18 protein-coding genes are annotated in these 25,018 nt (G+C 71.0%); 8 read left to right on the top strand and 10 right to left on the bottom strand.

Features of this window, described 5'->3' with window-relative positions; translation table 11 throughout:
* Nucleotides 1–2 precede the first annotated feature (2 nt).
* The 7 genes from K1J60_RS07765 to K1J60_RS07735 all read right to left on the bottom strand — a co-directional run bounded on the left by K1J60_RS07765 (nucleotide 3) and on the right by K1J60_RS07735 (nucleotide 9,513).
* Nucleotides 3–1,208, bottom strand: coding sequence for an acyl-CoA dehydrogenase family protein (locus K1J60_RS07765; protein WP_220645536.1), 1,206 nt, complete (start codon nucleotides 1,206–1,208; stop codon nucleotides 3–5).
* A 2-nt stretch (nucleotides 1,209–1,210) separates the two neighbouring features.
* A complete protein-coding gene (locus K1J60_RS07760; RefSeq protein ID WP_033529825.1) occupies nucleotides 1,211–1,723 on the bottom strand; it encodes a MaoC family dehydratase in 513 nt (170 codons plus the stop codon).
* Between the two features lie 14 nt (nucleotides 1,724–1,737).
* A complete protein-coding gene (locus K1J60_RS07755; RefSeq protein WP_033529824.1) occupies nucleotides 1,738–2,712 on the bottom strand; it encodes an HpcH/HpaI aldolase/citrate lyase family protein in 975 nt (324 codons plus the stop codon).
* Entirely contained in the window at nucleotides 2,709–4,766 is a 2,058-nt protein-coding gene (locus K1J60_RS07750; protein WP_220645535.1) for a protein meaA, read from the bottom strand. The genes K1J60_RS07755 and K1J60_RS07750 overlap by 4 nt, the downstream gene beginning before the upstream one ends.
* Before the next feature lie 8 nt (nucleotides 4,767–4,774).
* Nucleotides 4,775–6,112 (bottom strand): crotonyl-CoA carboxylase/reductase, encoded by a 1,338-nt coding sequence (gene ccrA, locus K1J60_RS07745; RefSeq protein ID WP_220645534.1) that lies wholly within the window; start codon nucleotides 6,110–6,112, stop codon nucleotides 4,775–4,777.
* Nucleotides 6,113–6,539: 427 nt separating this feature from the next.
* Complete coding sequence (locus K1J60_RS07740; protein WP_259407606.1) at nucleotides 6,540–7,349, bottom strand: TetR family transcriptional regulator; 810 nt, start codon at nucleotides 7,347–7,349, stop codon at nucleotides 6,540–6,542.
* Nucleotides 7,350–7,689: 340 nt separating this feature from the next.
* Nucleotides 7,690–9,513 carry a 3-hydroxyacyl-CoA dehydrogenase family protein gene (locus tag K1J60_RS07735; RefSeq protein WP_220645533.1) on the bottom strand — a complete coding sequence of 608 codons (1,824 nt, stop codon included), beginning with the start codon at nucleotides 9,511–9,513 and terminating at the stop codon, nucleotides 7,690–7,692.
* A 375-nt stretch (nucleotides 9,514–9,888) separates the two neighbouring features.
* Here K1J60_RS07735 and K1J60_RS07730 point away from each other — a divergent pair, with 375 nt between their 5' ends.
* Entirely contained in the window at nucleotides 9,889–10,464 is a 576-nt protein-coding gene (locus K1J60_RS07730) for an adenylosuccinate lyase (RefSeq protein WP_220645532.1), read from the top strand.
* Nucleotides 10,465–10,533: 69 nt separating this feature from the next.
* On the opposite strand, the gene K1J60_RS07725 is transcribed toward K1J60_RS07730, so the two are convergent.
* The 3 genes from K1J60_RS07725 to K1J60_RS07715 form a co-directional block, all read right to left on the bottom strand.
* On the bottom strand, nucleotides 10,534–11,064 hold the full coding sequence (locus tag K1J60_RS07725; protein WP_220645531.1) for a GNAT family N-acetyltransferase: 531 nt from the start codon (nucleotides 11,062–11,064) through the stop codon (nucleotides 10,534–10,536).
* A gap of 66 nt (nucleotides 11,065–11,130) precedes the next feature.
* Nucleotides 11,131–12,702, bottom strand: coding sequence for an alpha/beta hydrolase (locus tag K1J60_RS07720; protein WP_220645530.1), 1,572 nt, complete (start codon nucleotides 12,700–12,702; stop codon nucleotides 11,131–11,133).
* Between the two features lie 148 nt (nucleotides 12,703–12,850).
* Nucleotides 12,851–13,894, bottom strand: a complete 1,044-nt coding sequence (locus K1J60_RS07715) for an Rv2578c family radical SAM protein (protein WP_220645529.1) — start codon at nucleotides 13,892–13,894, stop codon at nucleotides 12,851–12,853.
* 209 nt (nucleotides 13,895–14,103) lie between these two features.
* Between K1J60_RS07715 and K1J60_RS07710 the strand changes: the two genes are divergently transcribed.
* The 7 genes from K1J60_RS07710 to K1J60_RS07680 all read left to right on the top strand — a co-directional run bounded on the left by K1J60_RS07710 (nucleotide 14,104) and on the right by K1J60_RS07680 (nucleotide 25,007).
* Nucleotides 14,104–14,547, top strand: coding sequence for an SRPBCC family protein (locus tag K1J60_RS07710; RefSeq protein ID WP_220645528.1), 444 nt, complete (start codon nucleotides 14,104–14,106; stop codon nucleotides 14,545–14,547).
* A 177-nt stretch (nucleotides 14,548–14,724) separates the two neighbouring features.
* Nucleotides 14,725–17,112 carry an MFS transporter gene (locus tag K1J60_RS07705; RefSeq protein WP_220645527.1) on the top strand — a complete coding sequence of 796 codons (2,388 nt, stop codon included), beginning with the start codon at nucleotides 14,725–14,727 and terminating at the stop codon, nucleotides 17,110–17,112.
* Nucleotides 17,113–17,289: 177 nt separating this feature from the next.
* Nucleotides 17,290–19,749: an ATP-binding SpoIIE family protein phosphatase gene (locus K1J60_RS07700; protein WP_220645526.1), complete on the top strand. Its 2,460-nt coding sequence runs from the start codon at nucleotides 17,290–17,292 to the stop codon at nucleotides 19,747–19,749.
* Nucleotides 19,750–19,932: 183 nt separating this feature from the next.
* On the top strand, nucleotides 19,933–20,658 hold the full coding sequence (locus K1J60_RS07695; RefSeq protein ID WP_220645525.1) for a class I SAM-dependent methyltransferase: 726 nt from the start codon (nucleotides 19,933–19,935) through the stop codon (nucleotides 20,656–20,658).
* Nucleotides 20,659–20,785: 127 nt separating this feature from the next.
* Complete coding sequence (locus K1J60_RS07690; protein ID WP_033529808.1) at nucleotides 20,786–21,619, top strand: M55 family metallopeptidase; 834 nt, start codon at nucleotides 20,786–20,788, stop codon at nucleotides 21,617–21,619.
* On the top strand, nucleotides 21,612–22,943 hold the full coding sequence (locus K1J60_RS07685; protein ID WP_220645524.1) for a M20/M25/M40 family metallo-hydrolase: 1,332 nt from the start codon (nucleotides 21,612–21,614) through the stop codon (nucleotides 22,941–22,943). The genes K1J60_RS07690 and K1J60_RS07685 overlap by 8 nt, the downstream gene beginning before the upstream one ends.
* An 81-nt stretch (nucleotides 22,944–23,024) precedes the next feature.
* The gene (locus tag K1J60_RS07680; protein WP_220645523.1) at nucleotides 23,025–25,007 is read left to right on the top strand and encodes a dipeptidyl-peptidase 5; all 1,983 of its coding nucleotides are present in this window, start codon (nucleotides 23,025–23,027) and stop codon (nucleotides 25,005–25,007) included.
* Nucleotides 25,008–25,018: the final 11 nt, after the last annotated feature.

Raw genomic sequence — 25,018 nt, 5'->3', positions numbered from 1 at the left:
TACTAGCCCTGGAATCGATACTCTTCGAGCAGCCGACGACCGATGATCATTTTCTGGATTTCGGCGGTACCTTCACCGATCAGCAGCATCGGCGCCTCACGGTAGAGGCGCTCGATCTCGTACTCCTTGGAGAAGCCGTAACCGCCGTGGATCCGGAAAGCGTCCTCGACGACTTCTTTGCAGTATTCGGAGGCGAGGTACTTCGCCATCCCTGCTTCGAGGTCGTTTCGTTCGCCCGAGTCCTTTTTGCGTGCTGCGTTGACCATCATCGCATGCGCGGCCTCGACCTTGGTAGCCATCTCGGCCAGCTTGAACTGGATCGCCTGGTGCTGGGCGATCTGCTTGCCGAAAGTGTGGCGCTGCTGGGCGTACTGGACACCGAGTTCGAATGCACGCTGAGCGACACCGCAACCACGGGCGGCCACATTAACCCGGCCGACCTCGACGCCGTCCATCATTTGGTAAAACCCCCGGCCCGTGGTGCCGCCGAGTACACGATTGGCCGGAATGCGCAGTCCGTCCATGATGAGCTCGGTCGTGTCGACACCCTTGTAGCCCATCTTGTCGATCTTCCCGGGAATGGTGAGGCCGGGGCGGACCTCTCCGAAGCCGGGCTCCTTCTCGACCAGGAAGGTCGTCATCGACTTGTGGGGCGGCGTGCCCTCGGGGTGTCCTTCGTCACTTCGGACGAGAACGGCGACGAGCGTTGACGTCCCGCCGTTCGTCAGCCACATCTTCTGACCGTTCAGGACGTACTCGTCACCGTCCTTGACCGCCTTCGATGTGATCGCCGACACATCCGAGCCGAGTCCCGGCTCCGACATCGAGAAGGCGCCCCGGACGTCCCCGGCCGCCATCCGCGGCAGGAAGTGGTCCTTCTGTTCCTGCGTGCCGTGCTGCTTCAGCATGTACGCCACGATGAAGTGCGTGTTGATGATCCCGGACACGGACATCCAGCCCCGGGCGATCTCCTCCACGCACAGCGCGTACGTGAGGAGGGACTCGCCCAGACCGCCGTACTCCTCGGGGATCATCAGACCGAACAGGCCCAGCTCCTTGAGCCCGTCGACGATCGCTTGCGGGTACTCGTCCCGGTGCTCCAGCTCGGTCGCGACCGGGATGATCTCCTTGTCCACGAAGTCACGGACGGTGGACAGGATCTCCTGCTGGACGTCCGTGAGACCGTGGGTCTGGGCGAGTCGTGCCATGGCTACTTCTCCTGCTCCCTGAGCTCGGGGCGGCCCGGCTGCTCGCCGCCGCGCTCCTTGATGTAGGTCTCGGTGGGCACCATGACCTTGCGACGGAACACGCAGACCAGCGTGCCGTCCTGCTTGTAGCCCTTGGTCTCCACGTACACGATGCCGCGGTCGTTCTTCGACTTCGACGGCCACTTGTCGAGCACGGTCGTCTGGCCGTAGATCGTGTCGCCGTGGAAGGTCGGCGCCACGTGCCGCAGCGACTCGATCTCCAGGTTCGCGATCGCCTTGCCCGAGACGTCCGGCACGGACATGCCGAGCAGCAGCGAGTAGATGTAGTTCCCGACCACGACGTTCTTGCCGAAATCCGTCGTCTTCTCGGCGTAGTTCACGTCCATGTGGAGCGGGTGGTGGTTCATGGTGAGGAGACAGAAGAGGTGGTCGTCGTACTCCGTGACCGTCTTGCCGGGCCAGTGCTTGTAGACCGCCCCGACCTCGAACTCCTCGTAGGTGCGTCCGAACTGCATCGCGCTCAGGCTCCTCAGCTCTCGGGGATCTCGAACTTCGACGTACGGGACATCCCCGCCGCCCGCCCCTTGCCGGAGATGACCAGGGCCATCTTGCGGCTGGCCTCGTCGATCATCTCGTCGCCGAGCATCGCCGAGCCCTTCTTGCCGCCCGCCTCGGAGGTGTAGTAGTCGTACGCGTCCAGGATCAGCTCGGCGTGGTCGTAGTCCTCCTGCGAGGGCGAGAAGATCTCGTTGGACGCCTCGACCTGCCCGGGGTGCAGCACCCACTTGCCGTCGAAGCCGAGCGCGGCGGCGCGCCGGGCGACCTCGCGGTAGCCGTCGATGTTGCGGATCTGCAGGTAGGGGCCGTCGATCGCCTGGAGGTTGTTGGCGCGGGCGGCCATCAGGATCTTCATCAGGATGTAGTGGTAGGCGTCCGCCGGGTAGCCGGGCGGCTGCTCGCCCACGACCAGCGACTTCATGTTGATGGAGGCCATGAAGTCGGCCGGGCCGAAGATGATCGTCTCGACGCGCTGGGAGGCCGTGGCGATCTCGTTGACGTTGTTCAGGCCCTGCGCGTTCTCGATCTGCGCCTCGATGCCGATCTTGCCGACCTCGAAGCCCATCGTCTTCTCGATCTGGGTGAGGAGCAGATCGAGGGCGACGACCTGCTGGGCCGTCTGCACCTTCGGCAGCATGATGCAGTCGAGGTTCTGGCCTGCGCCCTCGACGACGGTCACGACATCGCGGTACGTCCACTCCGTCGTCCAGTCGTTGACGCGCACGACCCGCGTCTTGCCGGTCCAGTCGCCCTCGTTGAGGAACTTGACGATGGTGTGCCGCGCCTCGGGCTTGGCGAGCGGGGCGCAGGCGTCCTCCAGGTCGAGGAAGACCTGGTCCGCCGGGAGGCCCTGGGCCTTCTCCAGGAAGCGGGGGTTGCTCCCCGGCACCGCGAGGCAGGAGCGCCGCGGGCGAAGGCGGTTCACCTGAGGAACAGGGCTGGTCATGCGAGGACCTCCGTGCTGATGAGGGGGTTGAGCTTGTTGGCCTTGCGGATCTCGTCGACGATACGGCCGATGATCCCGGTGATGTCGAAGTCCTTCGGGGTGAACACGGCGGCCACTCCGGCGGCCCTGAGCTGTGCGGCGTCCGCGTTCGGGATGATCCCGCCGGCGATCACCGGGATGTCGCCGGCCCCCGCCTCGCGCAGCCGCTCCAGCACGTCCGGGACGAGCTGGGCGTGCGAGCCGGAGAGGATGGAGAGCCCGACCGCGTGCACGTCCTCGGCGAGGGCGGCGTCCACGATCTGCTCCGGGGTGAGCCGGATGCCCTGGTAGACCACCTCGAAGCCGGCGTCACGGGCCCGCACGGCGATCTGCTCGGCCCCGTTGGAGTGCCCGTCCAGGCCCGGCTTGCCGACCAGGAAGCGGAGCTTGCCGACCCCCAGGTCCCGCGCCGTCAGGTCCACCTTGCGGCGGACCTCCGCCATGGCCGAGCCCTCCTCGGCGGAGACCGCCACCGGGGCGGACGACACACCGGTCGGTGCCCGGAACTCGCCGAACACCTCGCGCAGGGCCCCGGCCCACTCGCCGGTCGTGACCCCGGCGCGGGCGCACTCCAGGGTGGCCTCCATGAGGTTGTCCGTGCCCTTCGCGGCCTCCTTCAGCCGCTCCAGCGCCTTGCACGGGCGCGGGTGGTTGAAGGGGGGCTGGTAACGGGTGTCGCGCCAGTTCTGGAGCGACTTGATCACCCGGGCCTCGACCGCCGGGTCGACCGTCTGGATCGCCGCGTCCAGGTCGGCGGTCAGCGGGTTCGGCTCGGTCGACTCGTAGATGTTGACGCCGACGATCTTCTCCTCGCCCGACTCGATCCGGGCCCGGCGCTCGGCGTGCGAGGAGACCAGCTGCGACTTGAGGTAGCCGGACTCTACGGCCGCCATCGCGCCGCCCATCTCCTGGATCCGCTCGATCTCGGCGAAGGACGCCTCGACCAGCTCGCTCACCTTCGCCTCGATGACGTGCGAGCCCTCGAAGATGTCCTCGTACTCCAGCAGGTCGCTCTCGTGCGCCAGCACCTGCTGGATCCGCAGCGACCACTGCTGGTCCCACGGCCGGGGCAGGCCGAGGGCCTCGTTCCAGGCCGGCAGCTGCACCGCCCTGGCCCGCGCGTCCTTGGAGAGCGTCACGGCCAGCATCTCCAGCACGATCCGCTGGACGTTGTTCTCCGGCTGCGCCTCGGTCAGCCCGAGGGAGTTGACCTGGACGCCGTACCGGAAGCGCCGCTGCTTGGGGTTCTCGATGCCGTACCGCTCGCGGGTGACGCGGTCCCAGATGCGGCCGAACGCCCGCATCTTGCACATCTCCTCGACGAAGCGGACACCGGCGTTCACGAAGAACGAGATCCGGGCGACGACGTCGCCCATGCGCTCCTGCGGCACCTGGCCGGAGTCGCGCACGGCGTCCAGCACCGCGATCGCCGTGGACATCGCGTACGCGATCTCCTGGACCGGGGTGGCGCCCGCCTCCTGCAGGTGGTAGCTGCAGATGTTGATCGGGTTCCACTTCGGCAGGTGGGAGACCGTGTACGCGATCATGTCCGTCGTCAGCCGGAGCGAGGGCCCCGGCGGGAACACATGGGTGCCCCGCGACAGGTACTCCTTGACGATGTCGTTCTGGGTCGTGCCCTGGAGCCGGGTGATGTCCGCACCCTGCTCCTCGGCGACGACCTGGTAGAGCGCCAGCAGCCACATGGCGGTGGCGTTGATGGTCATCGAGGTGTTCATCTGCTCCAGGGGGATGTCCTGGAACAGCCTGCGCATGTCACCGAGATGGGCCACCGGGACGCCGACCCGGCCGACCTCGCCGCGGGCGAGGATGTGGTCGGAGTCGTAGCCGGTCTGGGTCGGCAGGTCGAAGGCGACCGACAGACCCGTCTGCCCCTTGGCGAGGTTGCGCCGGTACAGCTCGTTGGACGCCTCGGCCGTGGAGTGACCGGCGTACGTGCGCATGAGCCACGGCCGGTCCTTGGCTTGCCTGCCCTCGGCGGGCTGACGCTCGCTCATCGTGGACCTCAGATGTTCCGGAAGCGGTTGATGGCGTCGATGTGCTGGGCGCGCTTGGCGTGGTCGCGGACGCCCAGGCCCTCCTCGGGGGCGAGCGCGAGGACGCCGACCTTGCCCTGGTGGAGGTTGCGGTGCACGTCGTACGCGGCCTGCCCGGTCTCCTCCAGCGAGTAGACCTTCGACAGCGTCGGGTGGATCTTGCCCTTGGCGATGAGGCGGTTCGCCTCCCAGGCCTCGCGGTAGTTGGCGAAGTGGGAACCGATGATCCGCTTCAGCGACATCCACAGGTAGCGGTTGTCGTACTCGTGCATGTAGCCCGAGGTCGAGGCGCAGGTGGTGATGGTGCCGCCCTTGCGGGTGACGAAGACGCTCGCGCCGAAGGTCTCGCGGCCCGGGTGCTCGAAGACGATGTCGATGTCCTCGCCGCCGGTGAGCTCGCGGATGCGCTTGCCGAAGCGCTTCCACTCCTTGGGGTCCTGGGTGTTCTCGTCCTTCCAGAACTTGTAGCCCTCGGCGTTGCGGTCGATGATCGCGTCGGCGCCCATGGCCCGGCAGATGTCGGCCTTCTGCTCGCTGGAGACGACACAGATCGGGTTGGCGCCACCGGCCAGCGCGAACTGCGTGGCGTAACTGCCGAGTCCGCCGCTGGCGCCCCAGATCAGCACGTTGTCGCCCTGCTTCATGGCGGCGCCGTTGCGCGAGACCAGCTGCCGGTACGCGGTGGAGTTCACCAGGCCCGGCGCGGCGGCCTCCTCCCAGCTGAGGTGGTCCGGCTTCGGCATCAGCTGGTTGGACTTGACGAGCGCGATCTCGGCGAGCCCGCCGAAGTTGGTCTCGAAGCCCCAGATCCGCTGCTCGGGGTCGAGCATCGTGTCGTTGTGGCCGTCGGACGACTCCAGCTCGACGGAGAGGCAGTGCGCGACGACCTCGTCACCGGGCTTCCAGGCGTTGACGCCGGGGCCGGTGCGCAGGACGACGCCCGCGAGGTCGGAGCCGATGATGTGGTACGGCAGGTCGTGGCGCTTGGCCAGCTCGCTGGTGCGGCCGTAGCGCTCCAGGAATCCGAAGGTGGACAGCGGCTCGAAGATCGAGGTCCACACCGAGTTGTAGTTGACCGAGGAGGCCATGACGGCCACCAGGGCCTCGCCCGGGCCGAGCTCGGGCAGCGGGACCTCGTCCAGGTGGATCGACTTGCGCGGGTCCTTCTCGCGGGTCGTCATGCCCGCGAACATCTCCGTCTCGTCCTTGTGCACGGTGATCGCGCGGTACGACTCGGGGAGCGGCAGAGCGGCGAAGTCGGCGGACGTGGAGTCCGGCGACTGGATCGCGTCCAGGATGTCCTTCACGGTGGTGCCTCCGGCGACGAGCGTCCTCGCGGGAAGACGCTGTTGAGGGTTACGTCGGGTGCTGCAGAGCTGGGTGCTGATGCCGTCGGTTCGGCGGAGGTGGTGCTTCGGCGGCGCTGTGTGTGGCGCGGAGGGTTGCCTGTGACGCAGGCGTCCGGGCGCGCGGACCGTGGTCTGCGGGGACAGCCGGCGTACGAGAGTTCGCTGCACGCCGGCCGCCCGGACTCCTTCAACGTATGGCACGCCGTGTCACCCCGCAAGGCACCGAGTGCCAGAAAGTTCGCTCAGGTGAAATCTTTACGTAACACCTGAGCGATGATCGATCAGACGAGGGTGGAAAAGGGCCCCTGACGTGCCAAAACGGCCACCCGGTGGGGTGGCCGTTCTCACAGTTACCGTTGAGTAGATCGGGGTTTCGAGGGGGGTGTCAGCGGTCGCGGAGCGCCTCTTCGATGGTCCGCATGACCTCGTCGAGGGGGGCATCGGTGCGGGCGACGGTCACCAGGACCTCGCCGTGCGTGGAGGCCGTCGCGGCGGCCGGCTCGGGCGCAAGGGTGCGACCCGCGCCGATGCCCGTGCCGAACGTCTTGCGGACGATGGCGAAGGCGTGGTCGAGGTGGGTCTCGACGTCGCCGTGCCCGCCGGATCTGAGCCACCTGCGCAGCACGTGGTTGTGCGCGGTGACCACCGCGGACGCGGCCACCTCGGCGAGCAGCGGGTCGTCGTTGCCGGCGTCGTGGTGGGCGTGCTCGTCGAAGTGGCCCAGCAGATAACGGGTGAAGAGGCGCTCGTAGCGGGCCACGGAGGCGATCTCCGCCTCCCGGAGGGTCGGGACCTCACGGGTCAGCTTGTAGCGGGCGACCGAGATCTCGGGCCGGGCCGCGTACATCTTCATGACCTCCTTGATCCCACGGCACACCGTGTCGAGCGGATGCTCGTGCGGGGGCGCCGCGTTGAGCACCGCCTCGGCGCGGATCAGGGTGTCGTCGTGGTCCGGGAAGATCGCCTCTTCCTTGGAGCGGAAGTGGCGGAAGAAGGTGCGGCGGGCGACTCCGGCCGCCGCCGCGATCTCGTCGACGGTGGTCGCCTCGTACCCCTTGGTCGAGAACAGCTCCATGGCCGCGGCCGCCAGTTCCCGGCGCATCTTGAGGCGTTGGGCGGCGGCACGACTTCCCGCGGCGCTCTCCGGAGCGTCGGGCGCAGCTGGTGTACGTGAGGACTTGGCGGGCTGGGACATGCCCCGAACGTACTGCATCCGTGCAGGAGAGTGCGCGTGTCCCGCCCTCTCCCCGCCCCGCCGGGACAGGGGCGGGACCGGGTCGGCCGTCGGGTCGGGGGTCGGGTCGGCGGGGGACCGTCCGGGCGCGGAGAGGGCGGAACGGGTCGGCGAGGGGCGGCTGTCCGGGCCGAGCAGACCGCCCCAGCCCGCGTCGGCCGCCGACCCGCCGGGACGGCCCCCGCCGGCCGCCGGGCGGTCCGCCGGTCCGGGCTCGGCCGGGCGGTGCGCCGGGCCGGTCCGCGCCGTCGGCCCGTCCGGCGGGTCGCCGGGCGCCGCTGGGGACGCCCGGCCCGTCCGCTCAGCGCTTGGCATATTCGCGGAAGCCACGGCCCGTCTTGCGGCCGAGGCACCCCGCGGCGACCAGGTGCTCCAGCAGCGGCGCCGGGGCCAGCCCCGGGTCGCGGAACTCGCGGTGCAGCACCTTCTCGATGGCCAGCGAGACATCCAGTCCGACCACGTCCAACAGCTCGAACGGGCCCATCGGGTAGCCGCCGCCCAGCTTCATGGCCGCGTCGATGTCGTCCAGCGTCGCGTAGTGCTCCTGCACCATCTTGATCGCGTTGTTCAGGTACGGGAACAGCAGCGCGTTCACGATGAATCCGGCCCGGTCGCCGCAGTCCACCGGGTGCTTGCGGACCTTCGCGCACAGCTCGCGGACCGTGGCGTGGACGTCGTCGGCGGTCAGCACCGTGCGGACCACCTCGACGAGCTTCATCGCCGGCGCCGGGTTGAAGAAGTGCATCCCGATCACGTCCTGCGGGCGTGAGGTGGCGCGGGCGCAGGCGACGACGGGCAGCGAGGATGTGGTGGTGGCGAGGATCGCGCCCGGCTTGCAGACCTTGTCGAAGGTCGCGAACAGCTGCCGCTTGACCTCCAGGTCCTCGGCCACGGCCTCCAACGCCAGGTCGACGTCGGCGAAGGCGTCGTACGTGCCCGCCGGAGTGATCCGGTCCAGCGTCTCGGCGGCGGCCTCCGCGGTCATCCGCCCCTTGTCGACGGAGCGGGAGAGCGACTTGCCGATCCGGGCCTTCGCGGCCTGGGCCTTCTCCTCGCTGCGTGCGGCCAGCACGACCTCGTACCCGGCCTTCGCGAACACCTCGGCGATCCCGGACGCCATGGTCCCGGAGCCCGCGACACCCACGGAGCGGACGGTGCGCCCGGGAACCGTGGCGGCCCCGTCCAGCGGCGTCAGCGCGTCCCGCACGACGGTGGCGGAGCCGGGCGCCTCGTAGGAGTAGAAGCCGCGCCCCGACTTGCGGCCGGTCAGGCCCGCCTCGCTGAGCTGACGGAGGATGGGCGCCGGCGCGTGCAGCCGGTCGTGCGAGGCCGCGTACATGGCCTCCAGGACCGTGCGGGCGGTGTCGACGCCGATGAGGTCCAGCAGGGCCAGCGGGCCCATCGGCAGGCCGCAGCCGAGCCGCATGGCCGCGTCGATGTCCTCGCGGGAGGCGTACTTGGCCTCGTACATCGCGGCGGCCTGGTTGAGGTAGCCGAACAGCAGCCCGTCGGCGACGAACCCGGGCCGGTCGCCGACCGCGACGGGTTCCTTGCCCAGGTCGAGGGCGAGATCCGTGACGGCCGCGACGGCCTGGGGCGCGGTCAGCACCGAGGAGACGACCTCGACCAGCTTCATCGCGGGCGCCGGGTTGAAGAAGTGCAGACCGAGAACCCGCTCCGGACGCGCCGACTCCGCGGCCAGCCGCGTCACCGACAGGGCGTTGGTGCCGGTGGCGAGAACGGCCTCCGGCCGCACGACCGCGTCGAGTTCACGGAAGACCTGCTGCTTGATCTCGTACGACTCCGGGACCACCTCGATCACCAGGTCGGCGTCGGCCGCGGCCTGGAGGTCGGTGAAGGTGCGGAAGCGGGCGAGGGCGTCACCACGCTCCTGCTCGGTGATCCGACCACGGGTCACGGCGCGCTCGGTCGCGGCCTCCAGCGCGGCGACGGCACGCGCGCCGGCGGCCTCGCTGATGTCGATGCCGACGACCTCACGGCCGGCCCGGGCCAGGACCTCGGCGATACCGGTGCCCATGGTGCCGAGACCGACCACGGCGATCGTCTTGAACGGGGACTGCGCGGACAGCGGGGACAGCGACGAGTCGGAAAGGGGAGTGGCCATCGCGGGACTCCAGGAATGAGGGTGACGACTGAGGGAAGCGCCGCGGATGCGCGAAGAGCGCGCGAGCGGCGCGTGGGGCGCGGGTGTGGGTGGTGCCGGGCTGATGAACGCACACGCCCGGTGCCGTCGCCGCGGGGCGTGCACACGCCCAGGGGGAACGGCTGAACCGACCGGCCCTGTCCCGAGGCCGAGCCGTACTGGTACTCCAGGTACCGAACCGACTGTGCTCACGACGGCTGCGTCACCAAACCGTCGGGAGCGAACACGAGTGGGTAACTCGCTCGTCTGAGCTTAACCGGTGGGTAACGAGCGCGCCAGCCCTCGTCTTTGTGAGGTACGTCCCTCAAACGCGTTCACGCCCGTACGCTCGGTGGCATGGACGAGGAGTTGCGATCACTCACGGAGCGTGTGCGGAGCGAGTCGGGGGGCGCGGCGGGATACGAGCGGCTCGTCACGACCGAGTCCACGGACGAGTTGGCGGCGGTGCTCACCGAGCCGGGGCAGCCTCTGTGGGCACGGGAGTTGGCGGCTTTCCGGCTGGGGGTGGCGGGGGACCGCCGGGCCTTCGAGTCGCTGGTCCTGCTCCTCAACCACCGGGACCCGCCGCGATGCGCCTCCGCCGCGTACGCCCTGGCCCGGCTCGGTGACCCGCGCACGGCGCGGGCGGCTGCCGCCCTCGCCACGAACGAACTGCGCGTCGCCTATGCCCTGCACCCTGTGCGGTTGCTCGTCGAACTCCGGGCGCCCGAGGCGGTGCCCGCGCTGATCACCACGCTCCAGCGGCGACTGAGGCCGCACGACCCCTACCGCAGGGTGGCGCTCGCCTGTGTGGAGGGGCTGGGGGTGCTGGGGGACACCAGGGCCGAGCCCGTGCTGAACGACGCCCTGGCCCATCCGAGCCTCGCGGAGGCGGCGGTGCGGGCGCTGACGCGGATTCCCCGGCAGCGGTAGCGCTCCGCCGGCGGGTCGTGGGTTCGGCTCGCGGCCTGTGGGGGCTGGTCGCGCGGTTCCCCGCGCCCCTCAAAGGCGTCGCGCGTAACGAACCTCGGGAATGTCGACCCCCTCCACCTCGAAGGGTTCCTCCGTGCCGTCGGCCGTGAAGCCGTGACGTTCGTAGAAGCGACGGGCCCTGGCGTTCTCCCTCAGCACCCACAGGAGCACGCGGCCGTGGCCGGCGGCCTCGCAGCGTGCGGTGGAGGTGCGCAGAAGTGCTTCGCCGACCCCGCCGCCCCACTGTCCCGGCCGCACGTAGAGCGCGTACAACTCGGCGTCCTCGGTGCGGACTTCGCCGTCGCGGTACGGCCCGTACGCCGCCCAGCCGATGATCTCGCCGGCCCGCTCGGCGACCAGGTTCACCACCGGATTGCCGGGCTTCGACAGCAGCTCGCGCCGCCGCTCCGCGTCCTCGGCCACCCGCATCGCGTCGAGGTACGACTGGGGGACGAGCCCGGCGTAGGCGGTCTGCCAGCCCGCCACCCGGATCTCCGCCACGGGACGGCAGTCGGGCGGCGTCATCTCGCGGATGCGGAGCTCATGGGGGGAGTCGTCCATGGCGGCACCCTAGACGGGGCGGCCGTGGGAGTCCCGCGGTTTTCGGCGGGCCCCCACGGCCGGGTCTCAGCGGCGGAAGCCCAGCAGGCCGTGCAGCGTCGAGCCCCGGGACGAGGCGGACGCGGCCTTGGTGCTCAGGGGCTTCGGGTCGGGGAGTTTGGCGCAGACGGCGTCGGCCTCGCCCGTGCCGCGCGGCACGCTGCCATCGGTCAGGTACGCCACCAGGTGCTTGTCCAGGCAGGCGTTGCCGGCCAACGAGATGCCGTGGTTCCCGCCGCCCTGCTCGACCACCAGACTGGAGCCCCGCAGCAGTTGGTGCGTGACGACTCCGCCCTCGTACGGGGTGGCCGCGTCGTCCGTCGCCTGGAGGATCAGGACCGGCGGCAGCGCGGTGTTCGAGACGTCCACCGGGTTCAGGGCCTCGGTCGGCCAGAACGCGCAGGGCGCGTTGTACCAGGCGTTGTTCCAGGCCATGAAGGGCGCCTTCTCGTACACCGCCCAGTTGTCGTCGCGCCACTCGGCCCAGTCGCGCGGCCAGCGGGCGTCGCGGCACTGCACCGAGGCGTAGACGCTGTAGCCGTTGTCACCGGCGGCGTCGACGGCGCCGAAGTTCTCGTACGCCTCGACCAGCGGGTCGTCGTTCTTCTTGTTGGCGTAGGCGGCGAACGCCTCGGCGAGATGGGGCCAGTAGCCGTCGTAGTAGCCGCCGGGCAGGAAGGTGTCCTCCAGCTCGGAGGGCCCCACCTTGCCGTCCGCGGGCTTGCGGGCCAGCGCCGCCCGCATCGCGTACCACTTGGCCTCGATCTTCTCCGGATCGGTGCCGAGCCGGTACGTCCTGTGGTTCTTGGCGATCCAGGCCATCAGCGCCCGGTGGCGGTCGTTGAACGCCAGGTCCTGCTGCAGGTTGTCGTCGTACCAGACGCCCGAGGGGTCGACGACGGAGTCCAGCACCGCGCGGCGAAGCCGGTGGGGGAAGAGCTTGGCGTACACGGCGCCCAGGTACGTGCCGTACGAGTAGCCGAAGTAGTTGATCTTCTTGGCGCCGAGGGCCGCGCGGATGGCGTCCATGTCCCTGACGGAGCTGATCGTGTCGATGAACGGCAGCACGTCAGCGTATTTCTTCGCGCAGGCGTCGGCGAAGGCCTTGGCGCGCTTGAGATTGGCCCGCTCGGTCTTGACGTCGGCCGGCAGTGAGTCGGCGCGCACCGGCGCGAAATGACCGGGCCGGCAGGTGAGCGCGGGCTTGCTGGCGCCGACGCCGCGCGGGTCGAAACCGATGACGTCGTACTGCGCCGCCACCTTCTTCGGCAGCGAGGACGCGACGAATCCGGCCAGGGTGCGGCCGCTGCCGCCGGGCCCGCCCGGATTGACCACCAGGGGGCCCTGGTACTTCTTCGCGGTGTGCGGGACGCGGGACAGGGCGAGCGTGATCTTCCTGCCGTGCGGCTCGTGGTGGTTCAACGGCACTTTCAGGGTGGTGCACTGGAGCGTCGGGTAGTCGCCGGTGGCGCACTTCTTCCAGGCGAGCTTCGCCGCCGGCGCGGCGGCGAGAGCGCCGCTCGCGCCGGCCGGGACCGCCGTGACCATTCCGGCCAACACGGCGGCGGCACCGCACAGAGCAGCTGCGCGTTTCTTCATTCGTCAGGCCTCCCAGGACGGAGGATTTCGGGCCGTGCACACCACGGCCTTCGTCGCATCGTCCCGGAGCAGGCCCTCGAAGGAACTCGTTCCAGCGAGAGTTGACCCAATCGGGGGCGCGAGAAGCGCCCGGATGCCCCGAGGGAGGTCAGAGCAGCGTCAGCTGCGTCGGCGCCGTGTCCGGGACCGGCTCCGGCGCGACCGGCTCGCGTGCCGGTGTCCGCCGCGGCAGCTCCGCGCGCCGGGGGCCCATGCCGTACTCCTGGGCCAGCTCGTGGACCTGACGGGTGATCTGCCGCTGGTACCACTTGGGCGCGTAGGCGCCCTCCGCGTACAGCAGCTCGTAACGCCGTACGAGATGGGGATGGTGGCGTTGCAGCCAGGCCGTGTACCACTCGCGGGCGCCGGGCCGCAGGTGCAGTACCAGCGGGGTCACCGAGGTGGCGCCGGAGGCGGCGATCGCTCGCACGGTGGCGCGCAGTCGGTCGGGGTGGTCGCTGAGGAAGGGCAGCACGGGGGCCATCAGCACCCCGCAGCCGATACCGAGGTCGGTGAAGGCCCGCACCACGTCGAGCCGGCGCTCCGGGGCGGGCGTGCCCGGCTCCACCGTGCGCCACAGCTCGGGGTCGGTGAAGCCGACGGAGACCGAGATGCCGACCTCGGTGACCTCGGCGGCCTGCCGGATCAGGTCCAGGTCGCGCAGGATCAGTGTGCCCTTGGTCAGGATCGAGAAGGGGTTCGCGTGATCGCGCAGGGCGGCGATGATGCCCGGCATCAGGCGGTAGCGTCCCTCGGCGCGCTGGTAGCAGTCCACGTTGGTGCCCATGGCGATGTGCTCGCCGTGCCAGCGCGGTGAGGCGAGCTGTCGGCGCAGCAGGTCGGGTGCGTTGATCTTCACCACGATCTGTGAGTCGAAGTCCAGGCCCGTGTCGAGGTCCAGATAGCTGTGGGTCCTGCGGGCGAAGCAGTAGACGCACGCGTGCGAACAGCCCCGGTAGGGGTTCACGGTCCATTCGAACGGCATCCGGGAGGCTCCCGGCACCCGGTTCACGATCGTCTTCGCGCGGACCTCGTGGAAGGTCATGCCGCGGAACTCGGGGGTGTCGAAGGTGCGGCTCGTCACCACGTCCGCGCCGAACAGCGCGGCGTCCCGGGCCGTGGCGGGGTTCTCGGCCAGATGGTCCCAGCGCATGGACGCCTCCTCGGTTGCTCTCGGCCCAGAATAGAACACATGTTCCCTTGATCGTGCGAACTGGTTCTCGAGCATCGTGTGGAGGTCTTGTCGGGGGTCCTCGGGGCCGCCCGCTCCGGGCCGTTGGGGCACCCCGATTTGGGCCCTCCGGCCGGGGGGTGGTTGGCTTTCCGCACATCCCCGAGTTACCAAGTGCTGGAGGAAGTGCAATGGCGCAGGTCGAGGCCACGACTGAACGAGTCGTCGCGGCGGACGCGGAGACGGTGTTCGACACTCTGGCCGAGTACAGCGGCGCGCGCGAGAAGCTGATGCCGCAGCACTTCAGCGAGTACGAGGTGCGCGAGGGCGGCGACGGCGAGGGCACCCTCGTCCACTGGAAGCTCCAGGCGACCAGCAAGCGCGTCCGTGACTGCCTCCTGGAGGTCACCGAGCCCTCCGACGGCGAGCTCGTCGAGAAGGACCGCAACTCCTCCATGGTCACCGTCTGGCGGGTCACCCCGGCGGGCCAGGGCAGCTCCCGCGTCGTCGTCACCACCACCTGGCAGGGCGCCGGCGGCATCGGCGGCTTCTTCGAGAAGACCTTCGCCCCCAAGGGCCTCGCCCGTATCTACGACGCCCTGCTCGCCAACCTGGCCGCCGAGGTCGAGAAGTAACCCGGAAAGAGAAGGGTGCCCGGTCCAACGGGCGATCATCGGGGGCGCGTTGCCGTCCTCACCGGATCGAGTGGATCTCCGTGACGCTCCCCGGAATGCCGTAACTCGCCGCACTTGCCGACAGTTGCCGCTTAACGCGGGAATTGTGCGGTAAGTGCGACGAGGGGAGCGGTACGCATGGGCGCGACCACACTGGTGAAGGACGAGCCGACCACCACACCCGCCCCGCCGCCACCGGCGGACGGACCTCCCCGACTCGGTCCGCACCGGGCCCTGTTGGTCTTCTCCGCGCTCCTGCTCGTCCTGCTCCTCGCCGCGCTGGAGCAGATGGTCGTCGCCACCGCGCTTCCCGAGATCGTCGGTGAGCTGCACGGCGCGGACCGCCTGTCCTGGCCGATCACGGCCTATCTGCTCACCGCCACCGTCACCCTTCCCGTCTACGGCAGACTCGGCGAACTCCACGGCCGCAAGGGCGTCCTGCAGTTCGCCCTCACGGTCTTCGTGACCGGCTCCGCGCTCGCCGGGCTCTCCCGGAACATGGACCAGCTCATCGCGTTCCGCGCGCTCCAGGGCGTCGGTGCGGGCGGCCTCATGATCGGTGTTCAGGCGATCATGGCCGACATCCTGCCGACCAGGAACCGGGGCCGCTATCTGGGTCTGGTCGGCGCCGCGTTCGGCCTCGCCTCCGTCGCGGGACCGCTCCTGGGCGGCCTGCTCACGGACCACCTCACCTGGCGGTGGTGCTTCCACCTCAACGTGCCCGCCGGGCTTCTCGCGCTGGCCGTCGTCACCTTCGCGCTGCGGCTGCCGAGGTCCACGACCGACGGGCGCCTCGACGTCCTGGGGACCCTGCTGCTCGCCACCGCCTCGACCTGCGCGGTTCTGCTGGCGAGTTGGGGCGGCACCACGTACGCCTGGACGTCGCGGCCCGTCCTCGGCCTCGCCACCGGCGCGGTCGTCGCGACCGCCCTCTTCCTCGTCGCCGAGCGGTTCGCGACCCAACCCCTCGTCCCGCTGCGGCTGTTCAAGGACCCCGTCTTCGTCGTCACCGGCCTGGTCGGGATCGTCATCGGCATCGCCCTCTTCTGCACGGCGAGTTACCTGCCGACCCAGTTGCGGATGACCGGGGGGATCTCCGCCACCGAGTCCGGGCTGCTCATGCTGCCGATGATGGCCGGCATCGTCGGCGCGTCCGTGATCTCCGGCCGGCTCATCGGCGGCACCGGGCACTACCGGACGTACCCGGTCCTCGGCAGCGCCCTGACCGCGCTCGGCGTGTGGCTGCTGGCCCGGTTGGAGACGGACACGCCCCGGCTCCAGTTCGGCGTCTGGACCGCTGTCCTCGGCGCCGGCATCGGCATGGCGATGCCGGTCCTGATCCTCGCCGTGCAGAACTCCGTGCGCCCCGCCGACGTCGGGCCCGCCACCGCGGCCGGCAACTACCTCCGGCAGATCGGCGGCAGCGTGGGCACGGCCGCCTTCGGCGCGCTCCTGGCGGCCCGGCTGACCGACCGCCTCCCGCAGCGCGCCGACGCCGTCCTCCCCGACCCCGGATCCCTCACCCCGGACCTCGTCCACACCCTGCCGCACCCGCTGCGCGACGCCTACGTCCAGGCCTACGCGGAGGCCATGCCGAGGATCTTCCTGTACCTCACGCCGGTGCTCGTCCTCGGGCTCCTCATCGCCTGCTTCCTCAAGGAGAGGACACCGGTGCCCCTCGACGAGGTTCCCGCCGACCCCACGCCCGAGCCCGCGCCCTCGGCCATGCCCTCCGTCCAGATCCCGCAGGCGCGTTCGCCGCACGTCCCCGGCGTCCCCGTCCGCGGCACGGTCCAGCACCCCGACGGCACCGTCGTGTCCCGGGCGGCGCTCACCCTCATCGACGCCGGCGGCCGGCAGACCGGGCGCGGCGGCAGCGGCGACGACGGGCGGTACGCGCTGTCCACGCCCGGGCCGGGGGCGTACGTGCTGATCGCCGCCGCCGGCGGCCACCAGCCGCAGGCCGTGAGCGTCACCGTCGGGGACCGGCCCGTCGAGGTCGACATCGTGCTCGGCGGCGCGGGACGCCTGGCCGGGACGGTACGGACACCGGACGGCCGGGCGGTGAGCGACGCGACCGTCACGCTCACCGACGTGCACGGCGAGGTCGTCGTGACCACCCGCAGCGGGGAGGAGGGCGAGTACCTGATCAGCGAACTGGTCGCAGGGGAGTACACCCTCGCCGCCGGCGCCCACTCCTACCGGCCGGCCGCGCTGCCCGTCACCGTGCGGGCCGCCCGCGAGACGCGCCAGGACATCGAGCTCGCCGGGGGCGCCGTCCTGCGGGGCACGGTCCGCGCCGGGGGCGGCCGACCGGTGGAGGACGCGCGCGTGACACTCCTCGACGCCGCCGGGAACGTCGTCGACACGATCACCACCGGCATCGACGGGACCTTCCGGTTCGTCGACCTCTCCGCCGGCGAGTACACGGTCATCGCCACCGGGTATCCGCCCGTCGCGACGGTGCTCCAGGTCCCGTCCGGCTCCAGGACGGAACAGGACCTCCAACTGGGGTACGCGGAGTGAGGGAGCTGGGCACTCGGGGGGCGCGCGAGTGATCGTGCGCCGCCCGTGTGTCCAGCGCGTGCGCCGGAGGCTCCTACGGAGGAATTCGCGTATTGCCACACATCGCGACGCTACGCAGCCGTACGGTAGTGAAGGCGGCACAGATCTTGCGAGCCGTGGGGAGAAAGGGCCTTGGCCATGAACCGTGGCACCGACACGGGCGCGACTACCGGCCCCGGAGCCGGTGACGAGACGCCGGAGCACGCCGCGGCCGGCCGCGTTCCCCTGGCCGTGGTCCTCGTCGACCGCGCCGGGCTCGTGTCGCACTGGAGCTCCGGCGCACGCCGCCTCTTCGGCACGACCAAGGACGACGCGGTCGGCCACCCCGCCCTGGACCTGCTGCCCGTCTCCGGCGCCCTCCCGGACGAGGACGACCCCCCGCCGCACGCGGCCTACGGCGCGTACGACGCCCTCGGCCACGACCTGGAGACCTCGCTCGACGGACAGCTGTCCTACCCGGCGGCCGGCCGCGCCCGGCTCACCGTGCCCGGCCGCGAACGGATCGACGTGCTGTGGTGGGCGTACCCCCTGGTCGGCCCCGGCAGGGAACGGCTCCTGGTGCTGGCCGCCGACGCCGGGACACTGCGGCGGGACGACGGGGCGGATGTCGCCGTCGAACGCATCGCCCCCGGCTTCGCCCTGCACACCGACTTCCCCGGCGCCGAGGAACTCGCCCGCAGGCTCCCCGAGATCCTGCCCAGCATGAGCGTCGGCGAGGGTGCCCGCATCGTCGCCCAGGTCCTCGAACTGGGCTATCCGGTCCTGGAGTTCAGCCAGAACGACCGGGTGCCCGTGACCCCCGACTGGGGCGTGCCCCGGCGTGCGGAGCGACAGGCCCGCCGTGAACGGGCCGCGCGCGCCGTCGCGGAGGGGCTGCCGGTACCGCAGGACGCGCCGGACGAGGGCGAGGACCTCGAACACGCAGCAGTACGCGAGCGCCTGGAGTTCCTCAACGAGGTCAGCGGGCGCATCGGCACCTCCCTCGACCTCTCCCGGACCATCGTCGAGGTCAGCAGGGCGGTCGTGCCCCGCTTCACCGACGTCGCCGGCACGTACCTGCGCGAACAGGTCGTCGCCGGTGAGGGGTTCCCGGACGGGGTGCCCGACACGACGACCATGTGGCACCGGGTGGCCGTGGAGCACACGGACGAGCCGGGCCGCTGGGACGACGTCGTACCCGTCGGCGAGGCCATGCCGTTCCCGGCGCACACCCCGTTCTTCCAGTGCATGACCACCGGCGAGCCCGTCCTCGTGCCGCGCATCAGCGAGCAGATGGGACACGCGATCGCCGCGCAGTTCGAGAAGCGCGACATCCGGCCGCTGATCACGGGCCGCTCCATGCTGGTCGTGCCCCTGAAGGCCCGTAACGTCGTGCTCGGCTTCATGATCCTGCTGCGCCACCCGGAGCGCGAGGTCTTCGACGACATGGACCGCGTCACCGGCGCCGAACTCGCCGCCCGGGCGGGCCTCGTCCTCGACAACGCCCGCATGTACACCTACCAGGAGAACGTCGCCGAGACGCTCCAGGACAGCATGCTCCCGCAGATCGAGGCCCACATGGCGGGCTGCGACATCGCCACCCGCTATCTGCCGGGCACCCTGCTCGGGCGGGTCGGCGGCGACTGGTTCGACTCGGTGAAGCTGCCGGGCGCCCGCACCGCCCTGGTCGTCGGCGACGTCATGGGGCACGGTCTCAACTCCGCCGCGATGATGGGACAGTTGCGCACGGCCGTGCAGACGATGGCCGCCCTCGACCTGCCGCCCGCACAGCTCCTGCGCAACCTCGACGACCTCGCCCAGCGGCTCGGCGAGCACTATCTCGCGACCTGCCTCTACGCCGTCTACGACCCCATCGCCGGCGAACTCCACCTCGCCAACGCCGGGCACATCCCGCCGGTGCTGGTCCGCGCGGTGGACGGCCGCAGTGAACTCCTCGACCTGCCCACGGGCGCGCCGATCGGGGTCGGCGGAGTGGCGTTCGAGGCGGTACGCGTGCGCGTGGAGCCGGGCGACCGGCTCGTGATGTGCACCGACGGCCTGGTCGAGATGCGCGGCGAGGACATCGGAGTGGGCCTCGCGACGCTCTGCGAGTCCGCCGCCCACCCGGCCGCCTCCATGGACGACGCCTGCGACACCATCATCCGCGCCCTCAACACACGCGGCGGCCGCAAGGACGACGTGGCCCTGCTGATGGCCCGGCTCAATGGCATCGAGCCCGAGGACGTCGCCGAGTGGCGTCTCGCCCGCGACCCGATCGAGGTGGCGCGCGCCCGCGCCGCCGTCCGCGAACAGCTCTGCGTCTGGGGTCTCGACACCCTCACGGACACCACCGAGCTCCTGGTCGGCGAACTCGTCACCAACGCCGTACGGCACGCGCGCGGGAGCCGCGTCGAACTGCGTCTGGTCCGTGGCGACACCCTGCTGTGCGAGGTCTACGACGACGACCCCACCCTGCCGAACCTGCTCAGCGCGGCGCCGACGGACGAGTCCGGCCGTGGACTGCGCGTCCTGACCACCCTGGCCCGCGAGTGGGGGACCAGCCGGACGGGCGTGGGCAAGACCGTGTGGTTCGAACTGACCCTGCCGCGGCGGCGCTGAGACACCGACGGGGCCGTGCCCGCACCGGCCTGGTCCTGGGGGCGTGCGGGGCGCTCGGGGGAGCGTGTGGTCCGGACGAGGGGGGAAGGGACGCGCACGGTTCTTGTCTGCGGCCGCCGAGCACGGTAGACCGATCTGGGCCGCCGAAGCGGCGGCCGTGTCGCTGATCCGGGGGTGTGGGGCATGAGCGTGACGAGTCGGTACCGGGAAGCCTGGGAGGGGTTCTGGCGGGAGGCGTCCGACGAACCGGGTGCCGTCTTCTGGGACGCCGGACCCGAACGGACCGCGGCCGTCCATCTGGCGCTCTTCGAACCGTATCTGACCTCCGCCGACCTCCCGCTCGTCGACCTCGGCTGCGGCAACGGCACCCAGACCCGCTTCCTGGCCGACCGCTTCCCCCGCGTGATCGGCGCCGACCTCTCCACCGCCGCCCTCGACCTGGCCCGCCGAGCCGACCCCGACGGCCGGGCCGCCTACCGTGTGCTCGACGCGGTCGACAAGACGGATGCCGAAGCCCTCCACGCCGAGCTCGGCGACGCCAACGTCTATGTGCGCGGCGTCCTCCACCAGTGCGAGCCCGACGACCGCCAACGCCTCGTCGACACCGTCGCCACGCTGCTGGGCGAACGCGGCCGGGTCTGCCTCGTCGAACTCGCCGAGACCGCGAAAGGCGTCCTCATGGGCCTCGCGGCCGATCCGGCAGGCCCACCGGCCAAACTCGCCCCGGTCTTCCGGCACGGCATCGCCCCGGGCGAGGTCAGCGACGCGGCGATCCCGGAGTACCTGGGCGCGGCCGGCCTCACCGTGGTCACCAGCGGCGAACTTCCCCTGGTCACCACGGAACACACGGCCGAGGGAACCCGGATCGAGCTGCCGTCGAGGTGGTATGTGGCGGGGCGCACGGCCTAGTGCCGCGACAAGGCGAACGCTGCCTGTCGCGGCACCAGGGCCCTGGGTCCCGCCACGGTGGGCCGGGTCGGTGACAGTTATCCACAGGTCTGCCACGGATCGTCGTGAGCGCGTACGGTTTCGAGCCATGAAGATCCTCATCAGCGCCGACATGGAGGGCGCCACCGGTGTCACCTGGCCGGCCGACGTGCTGCCGGGGACACCGCAGTGGGAGCGGTGCCGTTCGATGTTCACCTCGGACGTGAACGCCGCCGTGCTCGGCTTTCTCGACGGCGGGGCCGACGAGGTGCTGATCAACGAGGCGCACTGGACGATGCGCAATCTCCTGCTGGAGGAGCTGGACGAGCGCGCGCAGATGCTCACCGGCCGGCACAAGGCGCTGTCCATGGTGGAGGGCGTGCAGCACGGCGACGTGGACGGCATCGCGTTCGTCGGCTACCACGCGGGCGCCGGGATGGAGGGCGTCCTCGCCCACACCTACCTGGCGAACTCCATCACCGGGGTGTGGGTGAACGACGAGCGGGCCAGTGAGGGGCTGCTCAACTCGCATGTGGTGGCCGAGTACGGGGTACCGGTGGTGCTGGTGACCGGCGACGACGTGGCGTGCGAGGACGCCCTGGGCTATGCGCCCGAGGCGCTCAAAGTGGCGGTCAAGGACCATGTGTCGCGGTACGCGGCGGTGTGCCGGACCCCCGCGAGGACGGCCGCCGACATCCGCGCGGCGGCGAAGGAGGCCGCTGCGCTCGCGGTACGGCACGCACCGGTCAGGGGCGGCCCGTTCACCGTGGCGCTGGAGTTCGACGCCGAGCACCTGGCGATGGCCGCGACCGTGGTGCCCGGGGTGGCCCGTACCGGTGAACGCAAGGTCGCGTACACCAGCCCGACCATGTACGAGGGAATCCGCACCTTCAAGGCGGTCACCACGATCGTCTCGGCCGCGGTGGAGGAGACATATGGCTGAGCAGACGGCACCCGTGGACCAACGGGCGCTCGACGAGGTCGTCCGGTTCACCTCCGACCTCATCCGCGTCGACACCACCAACCGCGGCGGCGGGGACTGCCGTGAGCGCCCGGCCGCCGAGTACGCCGCCGCGCTGCTGGCCGAGACGGGCCTGGAGCCCACGCTGCTGGAGCGGACCGCGGGCCGGACCAACGTGGTGGCGCGGATCGAGGGCACCGACCCCTCGGCGGACGCCCTGCTCGTCCACGGTCATCTGGACGTCGTGCCCGCCCAGGCCGCCGACTGGACCGTGCACCCCTTCTCCGGGGAGATCCGCGACGGCGTGGTCTGGGGCCGGGGCGCGGTCGACATGAAGAACATGGACGCGATGATCCTCGCCGTCGTACGGCAGTGGGCACGCACCGGCGTACGCCCCCGCCGGGACCTCGTGATCGCGTTCACCGCCGACGAGGAGGCGAGCGCCGAGGACGGCTCCGGGTTCCTCGCCGACCGGCACGCCGGTCTCTTCGAGGGCTGCACCGAGGGCATCAGCGAATCGGGGGCCTTCACCTTCCACGACGGCGGCGGTCGGCAGATCTATCCGATCGCCGCGGGCGAGCGCGGCACCGGCTGGCTGAGGCTCACCGCGCGCGGCCGGGCCGGACACGGCTCCAAGGTGAACCGGGCCAACGCGGTGACCCGGCTGGCGGCGGCCGTCGCCCGGATCGGCGCGCACGAGTGGCCCCTGCGACTCACCCCGACCGTCCGCGCGGCCCTCACCGAACTCGCCGCGCTGTACGGCGTCGAGGCCGACCTCGACGACCCTGGCGGCGTCGACCGGCTGCTCGACAAGCTCGGCACGGCCGCGGCCCTGGTCGAGGCGACCGTCCGCAACAGCGCCAACCCGACCATGCTGGACGCCGGTTACAAGATCAACGTGATCCCGGGGGAGGCCGTCGCCCACGTGGACGGACGGTATCTGCCCGGCGGCGAGGACGAGTTCCGGGAGACCCTCGACCGGCTCACCGGACCCGATGTGGAGTGGGTGTACGAGCACCGGGAGGTGGCACTGCAGTCGCCGGTGGACTCGGCGACGTACGCGCGGATGCGGGCCGCCGTCGAGGAGTTCGCGCCCGAGGGGCACGTGGTGCCGTACTGCATGCCGGGCGGCACGGACGCCAAACAGTTCTCGCGGCTCGGCATCACCGGCTACGGCTTCTCGCCGCTGAAGCTCCCCGAGGGCTTCGACTACGCGGCGCTGTTCCACGGTGTCGACGAGCGTGTCCCGGTGGAGGCGCTCCACTTCGGCGTCCGCGTGCTCGACCGTTTCCTGCGCACGGCCTGACCGACGGCACGCGGCAGCCTGCGGGACTACGGACCAAGGGACTGAAGGACTGAGGGACTGAGGGACTGAGGGACTGAGGACATGGGGGACAAGGTGCAGACCCTGGCGTACGGTTCGTGGCCTTCGCCGATCGACGCGGCGCTCGCCGCCGCGCACGACGGGCATCCCGAGTTCGTGGGCTTCGTCGGCGACGAGGCCTGGTGGACGGAGCCCCGGCCCACCGAGGGCGGCAGACGCACCCTGGTGCGGCGCACGGCCGACGGCACGGAGGAGTCGGTCCTGCCGGCCCCGTGGAACGTGCGCAGTCGGGTCATGGAGTACGGCGGGCAGCCCTGGACCGGGGTCCTGCGGGACACCGGCCCCCTCGTGGTCTTCGCGAACTTCGCCGACCAGCGTCTCTACGGATTCGAGCCGGGCGGCGAGCCCCGCCCGCTCACCCCGGTGTCGCCGGTCGGCGGCGGACTGCGCTGGGTGGACCCACGGCCGCACCCCGAGCGGGACGAGGTGTGGTGCGTCCTGGAGGAGTTCACCGGGGAGGGGCTCACCGACGTGCGGCGGGTCGTCGCCGCGGTACCGCTGGACGGCTCGGCGGCCGAGAACCGCGGCGCCGTACGGGAACTGACCGACGACAGCAGGAGGTTCGTCACCTGCCCCCGTCTCTCACCGGACGGCCGCCGCGCCGCCTGGCTCGCCTGGGACCACCCCCGGATGCCGTGGGACGGCACGTCGCTGCTGGTCGCCGAGGTGACCGAGGACGGTCGGCTCGGCGCGCCCCGGTCCGTCGCGGGCGGCCCGGAGGAGTCGGTCGCCCAGGTCGACTGGGCCGCCGACGGCACCCTGGTGTACTCCAGCGACACCACCGGCTACTGGAACCTCTACCGCCTCGACCCCGACGGCGGCGACCGCACGGCCCTGTGTGCCCGGGAGGAGGAGTTCGGCGGCCCGCTGTGGAAGGTCGGCTGGTGCTGGTTCGCGCTGCTGGACGACGGGCTCGTCGCCGTGATCCACGGGCGGGGGGCCACCGCGCTCGGCGTCCTCGACCTGGAGACCGGCCAGGTCGTGGACGCGGCCGGACCATGGACCGAGTTCGCCCCCTCGCTCGCGGTGCACGGCGGCCGGGTCCTCGGCATCGGGGCCAGCCCCCGCAGCGCGTACGAGGTGGTCGAGCTGGACTCCGCCACCGGCGACGCCCGGGTGATCGGTGCCGCGCACGACGACCCGGTGGACCCCTCCTACTACCCCGAACCCCAGATCCGCAGCTTCTTCGGCCCCGCCGGACGCGAGATCCACGCCCACGTCTACCCGCCCCACAACCCCGGTTCCGTCGCCTTCAGCACCGAGCTGCCGCCCTACGTCGTCTGGGCGCACGGCGGGCCCACCAGCCGCGCGCCGCTGGTCCTGGACCTCGCGATCGCCTACTTCACCTCACGCGGCATCGGCGTCGCCGAGGTCAACTACGGCGGTTCCACCGGATACGGACGGGAGTACCGCAACCGGCTGCGCGAGCAGTGGGGCGTCGTCGACGTCGAGGACTGCGCGGCCGTCGCGCTCGCCCTGGCCGACGAGGGCACCGCCGACCGGACCCGGCTCGCCATCAGGGGCGGCAGCGCGGGCGGCTGGACCGCCGCCGTGTCCCTGACCGCGACCGACGTGTACGCCTGCGGAACGATCCTGTACCCCGTCCTCGACCTTGCGAACTGGGGGTCGGGGGACACCCACGACTTCGAGTCCCAGTACCTGGAGAGCCTGGTCGGGCCCCTGGCCGAGGAGCCGATGCGGTACGTGGAGCGGTCGCCCATCGAGCACGCGGACCGGATCACGGCGCCGTTCCTGCTGCTTCAGGGCCTCGACGACGTGATCTGTCCGCCCGCGCAGTGCGAGCGGTTCCTGGCCCGGATCGACGGGCGGCGGGTGCCGCACGCCTACATCGCCTTCGAGGGGGAGGGGCACGGTTTCCGGCGGGCGGAGACGATGGTGCGGGTCCTGGAGGCGGAGCTCTCGCTGTACGCGCGGGTCTTCGGGTTGAATCCTCCGGGTATCCCTACTCTGGAGCTCGCCAAGTGACACCAGTGACA

The organism is Streptomyces akebiae, assembly GCF_019599145.1.
Lineage (GTDB): Bacteria > Actinomycetota > Actinomycetes > Streptomycetales > Streptomycetaceae > Streptomyces > Streptomyces akebiae.
This window is presented reverse-complemented; position numbering and strand designations above follow the sequence as displayed.